At 40.7% G+C, this 15,770-nt stretch carries 13 protein-coding genes; 11 read left to right on the forward strand and 2 right to left on the reverse strand.

Annotated features, from left to right (window positions below):
* Positions 1 to 140 precede the first annotated feature (140 nt).
* The 8 genes from ACT29I_RS17650 (at position 141) to ACT29I_RS17685 (ending at position 8,869) form a co-directional block, all read left to right on the forward strand.
* On the forward strand, positions 141 to 296 hold the full coding sequence (locus tag ACT29I_RS17650) for a hypothetical protein (protein WP_430934458.1): 156 nt from the start codon (positions 141 to 143) through the stop codon (positions 294 to 296).
* A gap of 258 nt (positions 297 to 554) precedes the next feature.
* Positions 555 to 1,316: an SCO family protein gene (locus ACT29I_RS17655; protein WP_430934457.1), complete on the forward strand. Its 762-nt coding sequence runs from the start codon at positions 555 to 557 to the stop codon at positions 1,314 to 1,316.
* A gap of 12 nt (positions 1,317 to 1,328) precedes the next feature.
* Entirely contained in the window at positions 1,329 to 2,939 is a 1,611-nt protein-coding gene (locus ACT29I_RS17660; protein ID WP_430934456.1) for a cytochrome c oxidase subunit I, read from the forward strand.
* A gap of 10 nt (positions 2,940 to 2,949) precedes the next feature.
* Positions 2,950 to 3,567 (forward strand): cytochrome c oxidase subunit 3 family protein, encoded by a 618-nt coding sequence (locus ACT29I_RS17665; protein ID WP_430934455.1) that lies wholly within the window; start codon positions 2,950 to 2,952, stop codon positions 3,565 to 3,567.
* Between the two features lie 11 nt (positions 3,568 to 3,578).
* Positions 3,579 to 3,866 carry a cytochrome C oxidase subunit IV family protein gene (locus ACT29I_RS17670; RefSeq protein ID WP_430934454.1) on the forward strand — a complete coding sequence of 96 codons (288 nt, stop codon included), beginning with the start codon at positions 3,579 to 3,581 and terminating at the stop codon, positions 3,864 to 3,866.
* 2 nt (positions 3,867 to 3,868) lie between these two features.
* Complete coding sequence (gene coxB, locus ACT29I_RS17675) at positions 3,869 to 4,822, forward strand: cytochrome c oxidase subunit II (RefSeq protein WP_444794029.1); 954 nt, start codon at positions 3,869 to 3,871, stop codon at positions 4,820 to 4,822.
* 117 nt (positions 4,823 to 4,939) lie between these two features.
* Positions 4,940 to 5,800, forward strand: a complete 861-nt coding sequence (locus ACT29I_RS17680) for a protoheme IX farnesyltransferase (protein ID WP_430934452.1) — start codon at positions 4,940 to 4,942, stop codon at positions 5,798 to 5,800.
* A 423-nt stretch (positions 5,801 to 6,223) separates the two neighbouring features.
* Entirely contained in the window at positions 6,224 to 8,869 is a 2,646-nt protein-coding gene (locus tag ACT29I_RS17685; RefSeq protein WP_444794030.1) for a hypothetical protein, read from the forward strand.
* A gap of 218 nt (positions 8,870 to 9,087) precedes the next feature.
* On the opposite strand, the gene fabD is transcribed toward ACT29I_RS17685, so the two are convergent.
* Positions 9,088 to 9,972: an ACP S-malonyltransferase gene (gene fabD, locus ACT29I_RS17690; RefSeq protein ID WP_430934450.1), complete on the reverse strand. Its 885-nt coding sequence runs from the start codon at positions 9,970 to 9,972 to the stop codon at positions 9,088 to 9,090.
* A gap of 332 nt (positions 9,973 to 10,304) precedes the next feature.
* Here fabD and ACT29I_RS17695 point away from each other — a divergent pair, with 332 nt between their 5' ends.
* From ACT29I_RS17695 to ACT29I_RS17705, 3 genes are all read left to right on the forward strand, one after another.
* A complete protein-coding gene (locus ACT29I_RS17695) occupies positions 10,305 to 10,859 on the forward strand; it encodes a sigma-70 family RNA polymerase sigma factor (RefSeq protein ID WP_430934449.1) in 555 nt (184 codons plus the stop codon).
* 37 nt (positions 10,860 to 10,896) lie between these two features.
* A complete protein-coding gene (locus ACT29I_RS17700; RefSeq protein WP_430934448.1) occupies positions 10,897 to 11,157 on the forward strand; it encodes a hypothetical protein in 261 nt (86 codons plus the stop codon).
* 120 nt (positions 11,158 to 11,277) lie between these two features.
* Positions 11,278 to 12,831: a M81 family metallopeptidase gene (locus ACT29I_RS17705; protein ID WP_430934447.1), complete on the forward strand. Its 1,554-nt coding sequence runs from the start codon at positions 11,278 to 11,280 to the stop codon at positions 12,829 to 12,831.
* Between the two features lie 97 nt (positions 12,832 to 12,928).
* Here ACT29I_RS17705 and ACT29I_RS17710 read toward each other — a convergent pair whose 3' ends face one another.
* Positions 12,929 to 15,616 (reverse strand): MGH1-like glycoside hydrolase domain-containing protein, encoded by a 2,688-nt coding sequence (locus ACT29I_RS17710; RefSeq protein ID WP_430934446.1) that lies wholly within the window; start codon positions 15,614 to 15,616, stop codon positions 12,929 to 12,931.
* Positions 15,617 to 15,770: the final 154 nt, after the last annotated feature.

Consider the following 15,770-nt stretch of genomic DNA (forward strand, 5'->3'; position numbering starts at 1 on the left):
TTGTGTTTTATACATGAGAATATCCATCAACAAACAATAATATCTTTCTTATTTTAACATAACAGTCTTGACATCAGCATACCACTATCTTAAATTTGTATATGAAGGTAATTCCTAATATTTAATTTAAACATCTGCTTATGTCACACGATAGATCGCTTCACGATGGCAAGAAAAAGAAGAATGCCCAGAAATCATTAAAGGAAAGACGTGCTGAGAAAAAGCTTAAACGCGAGACTACACTTCACGCCAGAAAACCGAGAAGCAACAAATCATTACTGGAAAAAATTAAGTAGTAGCGCCTTAAAAAGTATAGAATTAGATCGATGTAGCCTGTTTAGTTTAAGCAGGCTATTTTTTCATCATAATGGATTGGATTGTAAAATGATTAGGCATTCATATAAAACTAAACATTATCCGAACTTTGTTGTTAAGGTAAGTGAAAAAGAATCACGCTTTGTTGCCTTAATCTCACATACTGCCATCCTAAAACTAATTTAAACGCACGAAGGCAATAGGGTATGTAATATTTTACAATTTTTAAAGAATAAAGTATGAAGCACCTTATCATTCTATGCCTATTGCTGTGTACTCTTCTACCCTCCCAAGCGGAAGAGATCAAAAAAATCGGCGTAATCGAACACTTGGATGAATATATTCCAAACGATATTGAAGTCATCAATATTGAAGGAGACACGGTATTGTTAAGCTCCATTGTCAAAGATAAACCCACGGTTTTAAACTTTGTTTATTATAGATGCCCGGGCGTTTGCACTCCTTTAATGGATGGAATTGCCGAAGTAGTAAATCTATCTGACATGGATCTGGGGGAAGATTACCAAATAATTACCGTAAGTTTTGACTACAAAGAAGACCATGTGTTGGCCAAAAAGAAACGCAACAACTATTCTTTGACCGTTGAGAAAGATGGATTCGAGAATGGATGGCTATTCTTTACAGCTGACAGCGCCAATGTGGCCAAGCTGACCAACGCTACCGGGTTTTCTTACAAAAGAACCGGTAATGATTTTATTCATACCGCCGGATTAGTCTTGCTAAGTCCGGAGGGTAAAATAACACGCTATCTGAACGGCACCTATTTTCTTCCTTTCGAGCTTAAGCTAGCGGTTATCGAAGCCTCCAAAGGCATCCCGGGACCAACGGTCAACCGTATATTACAGTTTTGTTACAGTTACGACCCGGTGGGACAATCGTACGTGCTGAACATTACCAAAATGGCTGGGATACTAATAATTGTTATAGCCGGACTGGTGCTTTTTGTACTAACCGTTAAACCTAAAAGAAGAACAACTTAATTCACGCCACATATGTCACAAGAAGAATTGAACCAAACTTATGTTAGCTTTAGGGACGAGAAAGGTAAATACAAAGGGCTGTTCGCCTGGATATTTTCTACCGACCATAAACGAATAGGATTACTTTATCTATATTCCATTATCTCCTTTTTTCTTACTGGAGTTCTGCTTGGCATAGCTATGAAATTGGAGTTGCTGGCACCAGGGAAAACAGTAATGGACCCGGCAACTTATAATGCCGTTTTCACCCTGCATGGTGTCATCATGATATTTTTGGTGGTGATACCGGGACTACCGGCTATATTTGGCAACTTCCTTCTGCCCATAATGATTGGCGCTAAGGATGTGGCTTTTCCCAAACTCAACCTATTGTCGTGGTGGGTATATGTCTTAGGTGCCATTATTGCTTTGTCCTCATTATTTATGGCTGGCGGACCTCCTGACACGGGCTGGACTTTTTATGCTCCATATAGTTTTAAAACCAACACCAATATGTTACCTGCTGTCCTGGGAGCTTTCATACTGGGTTTCTCATCCATATTAACAGGAATCAACTTTATTGTAACTATCCACCGGCTTAGAGCGCCCGGTATGACCTGGTTTAAGATGCCTTTGTTTCCCTGGACATTATACGGAACAGCTTGGATACAGATATTGGCCACTCCGATAGTAGGTATTACGTTACTAATGATTGTTGGAGAAAGAGTTTTGAACATCGGTTTTTTTGACCCTGCCTTAGGTGGAGACCCTATCTTGTACCAACATTTATTTTGGATCTACTCGCACCCTGCTGTTTACATAATGATATTACCCGCCATGGGCGCCATTTCCGAAATCATTCCCACCTTTGCCAATAAATCAATATTTGGATATAAAGCCATTGTATTTTCAACCTTGGCCATTGCTTTTGTGGGGTACTTTGTATGGGGCCATCACATGTTTACTTCCGGCATGAGCGGAACAGCATTGTACGCCTTTTCACTGCTGACATTTATTGTTGCAATACCAAGTGCCATCAAAGTTTTTAACTGGGTAAGCACATTGCACAAGGCCTCTATTCAATTGGAACCTCCGTTTTTTTGGGCCGCATCCTTTTTGTTTGTTTTTATGATTGGTGGATTGTCGGGATTGGCCTTGGGAGCTCTTTCGCTAAACGTTCACTTGCACGATACAGCCTTTGTAGTAGCTCATTTCCACTTTATCGTATTTGGGGGTGTTGGTTTCGCTTTCATGGGCGCTATCCATTACTGGTTTCCCAAAATTTGGGGACGCATGTATAACAACCGGCTGGCCACAACAGGATGGTTATTCTTCTTTATTGGATTTTGCACACTCTATCTCCCCATGTTCTTTTTAGGGATGACTGGTATGCCACGCCGTTATTACGACTATGTGGAACGCTTTCATGGGCCTAACATTGTTTCTACCATTGGGTCCTGGGTGCTTTTTATCGGATTGATGATTATTCTCTACAATTTAGTTCGTTCCGCTAAAAATGGTGCTATTGCCACAAAAAATCCTTGGGGAGGGCGAACCCTGGAATGGACTGTTGAATCTCCCCCTACTCTAGAGAATTTTGAAGAAATACCAGTGGTAAAAAAAGGCCCTTACGATTACAGCTAAAAACTAAACTATGGATACAAGCGCAACAATTCAGCATGTTCACCGCGACGACGAGGCCTCCAAACTTGGGATGTGGTTATTTATTTTTACCGAACTACTACTTTTTGCAGGTTTATTTATCGTTTACGGGGTGTACCGTTATTTAAATCCACAGGCCTTCCATTTGGCAGCCCAACAATTAAGCATTACCGTTGGAAGCATTAATACCATTATCCTGCTGGTGAGTAGTGCCACCATTGCTATGGCCAGCTCGGCCATACGTCTGAAAAACAAAAAGCTCACATTAGGATTATTGATGGTTACACTACTGATGGCTCTTTTTTTTATGGTCAACAAGTACTTTGAGTGGAAAGGTAAATTTGAACATGGTTTTTTCCCCAGCAGCGAGACGCTTCAAGGGCTGGGTAATGGTGATACTTTATTTTTCGGTTTATACTTTTTTATGACCGGACTTCACGCATTACACATCCTGGTTGGGATTATTCTTATCACCATTGTTTTTGTTAGAGTAAATAACAATACCTTAACGGATGACAACCCGGTTTTACTTGACAACTCGGGCTTATACTGGCACCTGGTTGACTTGATATGGATTTTCCTTTTCCCATTATTTTACCTCCTCACATAAATTTTTAAGGCATGGATAAACATAGTGATTCACATATCGTCCCATATAAAGTATACCTTAAGGTACTTGCGGCATTAATTACCCTCACGTTAATTTCCGTTGCCGTAACACAAATAGAATTCGGCAAATTAACAGTATTTGTTGCGTTACTATTGGCATCTATTAAATCAATATTGGTATTGATATATTTTATGCACCTGAAATTTGACAATAAAATATTGCAAATTTTTGTTCCTGCCATTTTTATATTGGTGGGACTGGTCATTTTAATCACATTCCTGGACTATAATTTCCGCTAGCTATGATTGAAACGAATACAAATAACGCCTCTAACTTTGTTGAACAGGTAGATTCTACCTTTGTTTTTATTTTTGGTATCTCGTTGTTTTTTCTGTTGGGTATTACTATCGTGATGGTATATTATATTATCCGGTACAGAAAAAGTAAAAATGCCGTAGCTACCCAAATTGAGGGAAACAACACGCTAGAGGTCGTATGGACTGTGATCCCAACTATTCTAGTTGTGATTATGTTTTATTATGGCTGGTCGGGTTGGCGTTTCCAGAAGGATGCACCAGAAGATGCGATACCTATTAAAACAATCGCCCGCATGTGGAGCTTTTCTTTCCAGTATGAAAACGGAAAGATTACGGATACACTATTTGTACCAAAAAACAAGGCCGTTAAGCTGGATTTAATCGCACAAGACGTACTTCACAGCTTATACATCCCGGCTTTCAGGCTAAAGCAAGATATGGTTCCGGGTAAAGAAGACATAGTTTGGTTTGAATCAGGAAAGGAGGGTGAGTATGAAATATTTTGTGCCGAATATTGCGGACTAAGACATTCATATATGAAATCGGTGGTCATAGTGATGCCACAAAAGGAATTTGAGGAATGGAATAAGGTAGATTCAGCTGCAATTGCTAACATAAATCCAGAAACCGCCATGCGTATAGCCGCACAAGGTATTTTAAGAAAATATGGTTGTAATGCTTGCCACACATCCGACGGTTCTAAGTTGGTTGGACCATCCTATAAAAACATATTGGGCAGATCCAGAATTGTAATAAAAGATGGGCAGGAGATAGAGATACAAGCCGACGAAGATTACATCCGGCGTTCAATTTATGATCCCAATGTCGAAGTAGTAAAAGGGTATGACAAAGGTTTGATGATATCCTATAAAGACCAGGTATCGGAAGATGAGATAACGCAACTCATCCAATACTTTGAGTCATTATCGAGTAATTAATAGTGATCGGTTAAAAAAGAAATACATAAGGAGACCTGGCCTACGCATTGCGCATAGCACTTCCTTTAAAAAAGTGGCATGGCTGATTTGCATGGCAGTTCAATTAATTCTTGAATCATGGTTAATTTTAAAGCAATACGAACATTTGGGAAATTCTCCATATCCGTTCCCATAGCGCTTACTGCCTATGCCGGATATGTTTTATTTGACGAGCGACTTTCGTGGGACGGACTTTTGGCAGCATTGGGGATATTTTTTCTTTCTGCCGGAGCATCAGCCATTAATCAATTGCAAGAAATTCCGCGGGATGCCAAGATGGCCCGCACTCAGAATAGACCTTTGCCCGCTGGAACAATGACCAAGAACCTTGCCATCGCCATCATCCTTCTGTTTACGGCAGCCGGCACATGGTGTTTGTATTTTTTTGGGTGGCAAGCCGTACTTTGGGGATGGATTGGGCTGTTCTGGTATAATGTCATTTATACCCCTATGAAAACACGCAGTGCTTTCTCGGTATTTCCGGGGGCTATTGTTGGTGCTATTCCTCCTATTGCAGGATGGGTTGCGGCAGGTGGCTCAATAATTGATGCCCGAATTCACTTCGTGGCCTTTTTCTTTTTTCTTGGACAGATGCCTCACTTTTGGCTATTGGTGCTTAAATATAAAGAACAATATAAAAAGGCGGGCTTTCCGGTAATTACTGATGTCTTATCTAAAAAGCAGGTGGTCAGAATTAACTTAATCTGGTTTCTGGCCACTTATATTTCAGCTCTGTTTCTTCCTGTCTTCGAACTGGTAGGCCACCAAGGTATTGTTTGGCCGCTGACCGTATCATGCATCGCTATGATGGTTTGGTCATTGCACATCACTTTAAAAGCCAACAAAGAGGGGCATTCATCTCACCTTAGAAAGATGTTTGTTTACTTTAATTCCTTTTATCTTTGGGTGATGATATTGATTTATGTGGACAAAATTTGATTAGTCTTTGCAAAAAACGTCCATATCTCCAATATAATAGAGTTTATTTGTACGCTTCTACCTGTTGCATCCAATACTCATAATAATGATCAGGATTCACAACGATAGTTTCCTTTTAAAGATGTCAGCCGAAACCTTCTTTTGTATCCTTCGAGATATCATAGCCTATACTTTCATCTATTTCAAATAGATTATCATTCCCGATTTCATTCCGAAAGTATTATCCTAAAATTGTCATTAGACTTCATTTAAGTGTCTATTCGATTACAATCGAAAAACATTATACTTTTCTTCGATTTGGAGCATATCACAATATGTCCGTAAAATTAGGATTAGATTTACGGAACACTTTTTGTTTTATGCATTTTCCCGATATCTTTATGCAAAAAATAAAACTAAAGCTACAAACTAAAAAATAAGACAATGAAGAGTTTTCTTATCTTAACTATTGCAGCAATATTTATAGCCACATGCACCTATGCACAAACTACAGAAAAAGATCCTTTTGAGCGCATGAACAAAGCATACGAGGCCAGGATGCAGCGTATGGAGCAGGATTATGCACGGAAAATGGAACGCATGCAAAAGGAGTACGAATCCAAAATAAAGAGGATGAATACGGCCTTTGAGAGCTACTTGAAACGAGGGTTTAAGGAAGTAGAACAAACAGAAAAGGAAGTAAAACCCGTTGAGGTCCCTAAACCTGTTGATCAACCAAAGTTTGAACCAACCAGCACAGTAAAAACACCCACCCCATTCAAAAAAGTGCCAGCGCCTGTTGCACCAAAAGTAGTTTTAGAAGATGCCCCAGCCTATTCCATTGCCCCCATCGTTGCCACCCCGGAAGGGATGGACGAATATAAACAAGCTTTGACGGTGGATTTTTTCGGAAGCATGGTAAATTTATATGTGGACAAAAGAACCCAGAACCTCAACCTTTCCTCCGTTAAACCCAAGGACTTTGCGAGTTATTGGGACGACTTTACTGCCACTCACTATCAAATCTACATTGAATCCTTGGTAAACTATGCCCAGAAAACCAACCTAAACGACTGGGGTATTTATCAACTGATAGACAAATCTTCAAAAAAACTGTTTACTTCGGCCAACAACCAGGATATGTGGAAGTGGGCTATGCTCAACCAGGCAGGCTACCAGGCCAAAATTGGCTACAGCGGTAGCACCGTATGTTTGATGTTACCTTTTATGCAGCAAGTATTCGAGAAACCTTATTACAGCATTGCAGGAACCAACTACTACCTGATAGACGATAAGTTGGGCAAGAAAAATATTTTTACCTACGAGGATAACTTTGACGGTGCCGCTAAAAAAATTGACCTGCACTTGCCTTACAGCTTAAATTTTACAGAAAATTCAAATACCGTTACCAAAACCACCAAATTACCCAAAGAGAATGAATCTCTAAAACTTCAAATGGATAAAACCACAATGGCATTTTTGGCCAGTTATCCGCAAACGGACAATATCGTTTATTTAAATGCCGCCATGTCGGGTTCTGTGAAGGATGACTTGTACGAATACATCCAACCTCGCATCAATGGGCTGACTGAAACTGAAGCAGTGACTTATCTATTAAACTATCTGCACAATTCGTTTGAATACAAAACCGACCGCGACCAGTTTGGGAAAGAAAAAATGTTTTTCCCCGATGAGATTTTCTATTATCCGTATTCCGATTGCGAAGACAGAACTGTATTGTTTACCCGGTTGGTCAATGATTTGTTGGGATTAGATGTGGTGGCCTTAACTTATTTTAGTCATATGGCAGCGGCCGTTTCATTTACCCACCCCGTTGAAGGTTACAATTTTGACGTTGCGGGTCAAACCTATACCATTTGCGACCCCACCTACATCAATGCTCCTATAGGTTCCGTAATGCCTGAGTATGAAGGCTACAAACCGTTGGCTATTAAAATCAACAACAATAACCAGATGGGAAATATCTGGCAGATGATTGCTAAATCGGTCGAAAAAAACAACGAGGGCAAAATTTTTATTAGCGACCGTAAAATGTCGGATAATGGGAAATATATTGTCTCAGGATGGTTTTCTGACCAAGTGAACATTGGAGACAGAAGCTATCGTGCAGCTTCGGAAACCCGGGATTTATGGTTTGCGACCTATAGTGAAAAAGGGAAATTGGAGTGGTTCCAGCCCCTTCAATGCTCCGATTATGGTTTTACCCAGGCTTTTAATGTAGGTAAGCAAGGCAACGTTTATGCTTTAATAAACTATGCCGGCTCCCTTAATATGAATCAGCGCAGACTGTGCGCAAGCGAAACACCGGCACACCTGATTCTTGGATTATCAACCCGTGGGCAACCCATCCTAACCGAGAACATCAACTTTGAAGTGCCGGAAGGCAAAAAGCTGGCTTTTTACGGCAAATATCGTCCTGATGGCACTAAGATTGATTTGCTATCTTTCCCCACCGATAAGGTTCGTTTTGCCTCAAAAATCACGGTAGATTCCAAAAACGAAGTAGTTGTTCGGGGTATCGTCGGAGAGGTGGAAGGACTTACCAAAGATGTACCTATCACCCTATCGAGTGCCACATACAGCGCCGAAGATCAATTAGAATCGTACCTTAATAATTATAAAATTGCTAATGTAAACCGACATATGGCCAGCTTGTTTGCCGCCATTAAACTGCTATCTCAAAACGGTGGGAGTATGTCAGGATTAACAGTTCGTAACCTGCTTCAGAAAAACAACCCCGGTTTCAGAAAAGAAAACCCTGATGTGTACAAAGGTTTATTGAGTATGCAGTTTGTTGCCAACAAAGGTGGTATAGTACAAGTGGAAACTTATAAAGGTAAAAACGTTTCTCTTTTCTCCATGCGTATCAAGAACAATAGCAATATGCAAATTGTGGAGACCGATACGGATGAATACCAACTTAAATTTTTAAATGGTGTATCCGTAGGAAAAGCAATTGTTTGGTATAACCTCAATTCCTTAACTCTCAGCACTAATGGCAATATGTTATTTGATTACGATGACGACCACACCAAAAAGAAGGTGAGTATTGACGAGATTGTGAATTAGTGCTTAGTATTTGTTCCATTATCCAAACCATAAAATAGAACACGGTCCTGAAGCAGCAAAACATCTTGTTTTGAAGCAATTTCAGGGTATAATGCGTGCCAGCCTGCAGGCTGGGATTTCCTAATGCATATGGCGGGTTTAATTATCCAGTAAAAAAAACCGAAAGCACATCTGTACTTTCGGTTTTTTTAATTTTATAAGGTTATCCGTTTAATCTCTTATAAGCTGCTGACTCCTGCAACCTCCATTTTTCGGTCCACCTTTTTAACCAATCCTTGCAATACTTTACCAGGACCAACTTCAGTAAACGATGTAGCTCCGTCGGCAATCATGTTCTGAACCGTTTGCGTCCATTTAACCGGGGCTGTCAACTGAGCCACCAGGTTTTCTTTAATTTGGGCAGGGTCGGTAAACGGCGTTGCGCTTACATTTTGATAAACCGGGCAAACAGGAGCGTTGAACTCTGTTGCTTCAATAGCGGCGGCTAACTCAGTGCGCGCAGGCTCCATCAATGGAGAGTGAAAAGCGCCCCCCACCGGAAGTTTGATAGCTCTTTTGGCTCCTTTTTCTGTCAACACCTCACAGGCCTTGTCAATTCCTGCAAACGAACCGGAAATAACCAATTGACCCGGACAGTTGTAATTGGCAGCAACAACAATCTCATCGATGCTTCCGCACACCTCCTCAACAATAGCATCTTCCAATCCTACAATAGCAGCCATTGTTGAAGGCTCTGCTTCGCAAGCTTTTTGCATAGCCAGTGCACGCTGAGAAACCAATTTTAAACCATCCTCAAACGACATGGCGCCCGCAGCTACAAGCGCGCTAAACTCACCCAGTGAGTGACCTGCAGTCATTTCCGGTTTAAAATCGCTACCCATTGTTTTAGCTAGCAAAACAGAGTGTAAAAATATAGCAGGCTGAGTAACTTTGGTTTGTTTCAGGTCTTCGTCGGTACCTTCAAACATTAAATCAGTAATTCTGAAACCCAAGATTTCGTTCGCCTTCTCAAAAAGCGCTTTAGCTTCTTCTGAATTTTCGTATAGGTCTTTTCCCATACCAACAAACTGGGCACCTTGCCCAGGAAATACAAATGCCTTCATACAATTTACGTTATTTCTATATGCCTGTTGCATATAGTTGCGTTCGATTAATTCTGGTTATTGTTTTAACTTAATTGCTTGTTTCCCTAGTCATTCTGTAAGGCAGGGGAATTAAGTTGTAAAATTTATCTCACATGATAATTTGCGCAAATATAGTAAAAAAGCAACACTCGCGAACCTTAGGCCACATTGCTCGTTTGGTTGTCTGATAGATAGTTAGTTGTACCCTGTATAAACCAAAGTATCCACTTCATTATTTTTTTTCATGCGCACAACATAAAAAATATGACAGCTTATTATTATATTGTTAGCAATTAATATTTTAATTCCATATGGCAAATTCTGAGATAATTGAATGGGTTGAAAAGTACACTTCCGATTTATATGATTGGGCATACCACAAAACATCAAATGCCGAAATGGCTCAAGATCTTGTACAGGACACCTTTGTGGTAGCAGTTGAAAAAATAGATTCCTTTCAACGCAAAAGCTCCGTAAAGACATGGCTTTTCTCCATCTTAAACAATAAAATAGTTGACTTTTATCGAAAAAAATCGAAGGCCCATATTCCCTTCGATGGTTCATTCTTATCCAACTTTTTTAACAAAGATGGGACTTGGAAAAACGAGAGCAGACCTAAAGAATGGAACCAGGATGAAGGTCATTTATTGGATAACCAGGAGTTTTTGGGAGTATTGAAAAAATGCATGGACGCTTTACCCGAAAAATGGAGCGCTACGGTCAAGCTTAAATACCTGATTCAAAAAAAAGGGGTAGAGATTTGTAAGGAGTTAGGGATTACATCGTCCAATTATTGGCAAATGATTCACAGGGCAAAGCTTCAACTCCGCGCATGTATCGAAAAAAATTGGTTTATAGCAGAATAAAACTGCCTATTGTTGGGAATATATACAGACAGACGAAATGAAAAAATTAATGCATTTAATAATGTTGTCGTGCCTAAAGGCAACAGTATTGGTTGAGAAGAAGTTAGATCATCCATTAAGTTTTATGGAGAATTTGCAGCTGGCCATGCATACATCTATGTGCAAGGGATGCTCTGCATACGGAAAACAAAGTCAGATTTTAGATAGTGCACTCAAACAGCCATTAAACAAAGAAGTGGTGATGATTGACCTGGATAAATTCAAGGCCGATATTATTGCTACACTAAACGAGGGATGATTCATATAATTACTTTTACGCCAAAAGATGAAAATTTTGTGCTGAAACGATATCTGACTCCACATAGACTTATCCTTTATTAAGACTTTTATATATTGGCAGGAAATGAAATTTCAGCCCATGATTAAAAATTATTTTACACTATTAGCGTTAGCTTTTACAATAGTTTCCTGCCACCAAAAAACTGCTGAGCAACTGCCTCGAATCGCTATTGCGGGTATTGCCATAGAGTCCAGTACGTTTTCCCCTGCACAGACCCAAGAAGAGGCGTTTCATGCACAAATCAAAGATGAGATATTTGCCTACTATCCTTTCTTCTCTCAGGATTCATCCAATCGCAAAAGGGCACATTGGTTTCCAACACTCAGGGGGAAAGCACTACCCGGTGGCATTGTCACAAAAGAAGCCTATGAATCCCTGGTATCCCGGACCCTAAATATACTGAGCGAAAACATGCCCTACGATGGCCTGTTTTTAGATATTCACGGCGCCATGAGTGTGGTCGGAATAGACGATCCCGAGGGCGACTTTATTGAACGTATAAGAGGCGTTGTGGGTTACAAAACCATAATATCTACCTGTATGGATTTACATGGAAATGTATCGTGGCGCTTGGCTAAAAACACCGATTTAATGACTTGTTATCGCATGGCACCGCACGAAGATGCCATGGAATCGAAGAAAAGAGCCGTTGATAATTTGCTATATAGATTAGAAAATGGGCTTGGGAAACCAGCCTACAAAGCCTGGATTCCCGTTCCCATATTATTACCGGGAGAAAAAACAAGCACGCGCATTGAACCTGGTAAAAGTTTATACGCCAAGGTAGCCCCAATCGCAAATCAGAAAGGCGTGGTTGATGCAGCCGTTTGGGTAGGATACGCCTGGGCCGACGAACCTCGAAACCAAGCTGTGGTTATGACGGTTGGAGACGACAAAGAAAACGTTACCAAAGGTGCCGAGGAACTAGCGGAAAGCTTTTGGGAAGTCAGAAAACAATTCGATTTTGTGGCTCCTGTGGCACCATTGCACCAGTGTCTGGACCAAGCTGTTACGAGCACCCAGAAACCATTTATCATTAGCGACATGGGCGACAACCCCACTGCTGGAGGGGCCGGTGATGTTACCTGGACATTGAACGAGATATTAAACCGACCTGAATTCAAGAAAAAAGACGGTCCATCTCTTATTTACGCCTCTATTCCGGGGCCGGAATTAACTGAGAAAGCTATAGGTTTAGGTGTTGGTGCAAAAATAACTGCAAATGTAGGAGCAATGGTAGACGATAGGTATTGCCCGCCGATTAAACTCTCTGGCGAAATAACCGCTATCAGACAAGGAGATAAGCATGCCCAAACCGAAGTGGTTGTAAAAGTGGGCAATGTATATGTGATCGTAACCAACAAGCGTAAACCATATCACCACGAAGCTGATTTCACAAACTTGGATCTTACTCCCCGAGAAGCGGATATCGTTGTGGTGAAAATTGGCTATCTGGTCCCTGAACTCTATAATATGAGAGGCGATTGGTTGATGGCGCTAACACCCGGTGGCGTAGATCAGGATTTGGATAGATTGGGGTATAAACGAATTAACCGCCCCATGTTCCCGCTCGATCCGGATATGAAAGACCCAGATTTGTCCGCAAGGTTAGTCCCCGTTTCAGGTTCATAAATTTCAACAACCAAACCTTTTTGCATTCGAAAACACATAATCCGGGTTAAAAGAAAAGGGTGTCCTCTATGTTGTTTTTAGAGAACACCCTCATATATTATTCTACCTCTTTTTTATACTGGGTTTCATTATCCCAGTGCGATTTTTCCATTAATTTGCTAAAATTGGTTGTTCTAAACATCACCATCAAATAGGCAATCATTCCAGTCCAACCCGTCTGATGGCTTGCACCTATCCCTGCTCCATTATCACCATGGAAATATTCATAAAACAACAAGTTATTTTCCCAGTGTTCGTCTTCCTGAAACTCTTTGTACCAACCGTAAACGGGACGGTATCCTTTTTCATCTTTTAAGAAGATACGTTCCAGACGTTTGATAATTTCCTGGGCTATCTCAATCAAGGTCATCATATTTCCCGATCCGGTTGGGCATTCTACCTTAAACTCGTCGCCATAAAAAGCATATTGCTGATACAAAGCCCTTATAATTACAGTGTTTGCAGGAAACCAGATGGGACCGCGCCAATTGGAATTACCACCAAACATGGTACTGTCTGATTCTCCAGGCACATATTTTACCGTAAATTCTTCATCGTTCCAGGTAAACACATAAGGGTTTTCTTCATGGTATTTCGATAAGGAACGAATGCCATAGTCACTTAAAAATTCGTTTTCGTCGAGCATAACCTTAAGTACACTCCTTAATTTATCTTCATTTAATACACCTAGAAGCCTTCGGTTATGTTTACCCTTTAGCAACGGATTAGCTATGTTTTTAGACAGCCTTTTAGTTCTGGTAATCATATACTTGTGTTCCTTTGCAATAGACGGCAACATCTCTAAATGATCGGGCTCCAGAACCGTTGCGGCGCACATAGGCAGTAATCCAACCAGCGAGCGCACCTTTAATCTTGTAGCACTTCCATCGGGGAAACGCAACACATCATAAAAAAACTGGTCTTCCTCATCCCACATCTCGTCATTGTTGTCTCCAATTTTATCCATTGCAGAAGCAATCTCCAGAAAATGATTGTAATAGTCGACCGCCTTCTCCCTGTACTCGTTATAACCTAAATGTACCAGTTCAAGACAGATCTCTAACATATTCTGAGAATAAAGAGCCATCCACGCATTACCGTCTGATTGTTCTATATGCCCACCCGTAGGCAATGTATGGCTTCGATCAAAAACACCTATATTATCGAGCCCCAAAAATCCTCCTTGAAAAGCATTAGTAGACCTAGGATCTTTGTGATTGATCCACCAATGGAAATTCCTATCCAGTCCATCAAAGCAGTTTTTCAGAAATTCCTTGTCTATAAATCCCTGCATCTGCTTACTGTTTTTATAGAGTGTAATTACGGCAAAAGCATGAACCGGCGGATTAACATCGTTAAAACTCCATTCATATGCGGGGATCTGTCCATTAGGATGCTGATAATTTTTCTGCAAAAACAGGGTTAGCTGGTTCTTTGCAAATTGCGGGTCCACCATGGTTAATGGCAAAGTATGAAATGCAAGATCCCAAACCGCGTACCACGGATATTCCCATTTGTCGGGCATGCTAATAATGTCACTATTTTTAAGATGTTCCCAATCGTTGTTACGCAAATGACGTCGAGGCCCTCCCTGGTATTCGTTCAGCCACTCTGATACGTCAAATTCGTAATATTGTTTGGTCCAGAGCATTCCGGCCAATGCCTGCCTGATGATCCTTTTTTCGTCATCAGATGTGTCTGGTGGATATATTTCCTGATAGAATTCCTCGTTTTCTTTCTTGCGGAGATCAAACTTATCGTCAAACTTACTAAAGCTATACTTCGGCGTGTTTCCCGCCTTGAGTCTCATCTTTATTTCCACGCTACCTCCTGCCGGAATATTTACATCGTACATGGCGCCGGCCTTGGTTCCTTTATGCTCCGGGTTGACGGCCTCGCTAACGTTGTTTACAATAAATTCGTTAAATGCATCCTTAACATATGGCGATTCGTTGGGTGTGTTATAAAGACGCTCATTATTGTCTTCATTATTGGCAAACAACCAAAGCGGCGACAATTCGGAGCTTAACACATACTCACCCAAGGTATCGTTCTTGGCAATGATGGAATTATCATCCAAAAGCGAAATCAACGGCTCCGTAGTTTTATAGTTCCACCAGGTGTTACGAAACCACAAGGTGGGTAACAGCACCACGCTGGCATCTTCCTTGCTTCGGTTATGTGCGGTTATTTTTATCAGTATATTACCAGGAGATTTTTTAGCATATTCTACAAAAACGTCCAGGTAATTATTATCCTTGAAAGCATCCGTATCCAGCAGCTCATATTCAAAGTCCTTATTGGTGCGAGCTGCGTTGGTATCTACCAAATCTAGATAAGGAAATTCCTCTAAAGGGTATTTGTACAAATATTTCATGTACGAGTGCGTTGGCGAAGAGTCTAAATAAAAGTAATATTCCTTAACATCTTCGCCATGATTACCTTTGGGTCCGGTCAACCCGAAAAGGCGTTCTTTTAAAATAGGATCTTTCTTATTCCATAACGACAATGCAAAACACAATTGTTGCTTATCATCGCTAATTCCGGCTATTCCATCTTCACCGTATCTATATACTCGCGAGCGGGATTGATCGTGCGAGAATGAAATCCAGGGATTGTCGTGTCTTCCGTCATCTTCCCTGACTGTTCCCCATTGACGTTCACTTAAGTAGGGACCCCACTTCTTCCAATCCACATGACCGTTTGTACAATCTTCTAACCGCTCTTTTTCACTCTGGGTCTTCATTGTCTTACTTAATATTAAGTTCTTCCTTTGCTTAGGGTTGGCTGCGAAAAATACTACATTAAATTAAAAAGCAATAGGTGAATGGAGGGTTTAACATTTTTTATGGTATATTCTAAATACAACACCCTTATTTTAAAGATATAAGACGCATATA

It is taken from the genome of Saccharicrinis sp. GN24d3 (genome assembly GCF_052400645.1).
In the GTDB taxonomy this organism is placed as follows: domain Bacteria; phylum Bacteroidota; class Bacteroidia; order Bacteroidales; family Marinilabiliaceae; genus Saccharicrinis.

Excerpts from the sequence above, each read along its gene's own strand:
- ACT29I_RS17650 (WP_430934458.1), top strand. The coding sequence starts at position 141 with ATGTCACACGATAGATCGCTTCACGATGGCAAGAAAAAGAAGAATGCC.
- ACT29I_RS17655 (WP_430934457.1), top strand. The coding sequence starts at position 555 with ATGAAGCACCTTATCATTCTATGCCTATTGCTGTGTACTCTTCTACCC.
- ACT29I_RS17660 (WP_430934456.1), top strand. The coding sequence starts at position 1,329 with ATGTCACAAGAAGAATTGAACCAAACTTATGTTAGCTTTAGGGACGAG.
- ACT29I_RS17665 (WP_430934455.1), top strand. The coding sequence starts at position 2,950 with ATGGATACAAGCGCAACAATTCAGCATGTTCACCGCGACGACGAGGCC.
- ACT29I_RS17670 (WP_430934454.1), top strand. The coding sequence starts at position 3,579 with ATGGATAAACATAGTGATTCACATATCGTCCCATATAAAGTATACCTT.
- coxB (WP_444794029.1), top strand. The coding sequence starts at position 3,869 with ATGATTGAAACGAATACAAATAACGCCTCTAACTTTGTTGAACAGGTA.
- ACT29I_RS17680 (WP_430934452.1), top strand. The coding sequence starts at position 4,940 with ATGGTTAATTTTAAAGCAATACGAACATTTGGGAAATTCTCCATATCC.
- ACT29I_RS17685 (WP_444794030.1), top strand. The coding sequence starts at position 6,224 with ATGAAGAGTTTTCTTATCTTAACTATTGCAGCAATATTTATAGCCACA.
- fabD (WP_430934450.1), bottom strand. The coding sequence starts at position 9,972 with ATGAAGGCATTTGTATTTCCTGGGCAAGGTGCCCAGTTTGTTGGTATG.
- ACT29I_RS17695 (WP_430934449.1), top strand. The coding sequence starts at position 10,305 with ATGGCAAATTCTGAGATAATTGAATGGGTTGAAAAGTACACTTCCGAT.
- ACT29I_RS17700 (WP_430934448.1), top strand. The coding sequence starts at position 10,897 with ATGAAAAAATTAATGCATTTAATAATGTTGTCGTGCCTAAAGGCAACA.
- ACT29I_RS17705 (WP_430934447.1), top strand. The coding sequence starts at position 11,278 with ATGATTAAAAATTATTTTACACTATTAGCGTTAGCTTTTACAATAGTT.
- ACT29I_RS17710 (WP_430934446.1), bottom strand. The coding sequence starts at position 15,616 with ATGAAGACCCAGAGTGAAAAAGAGCGGTTAGAAGATTGTACAAACGGT.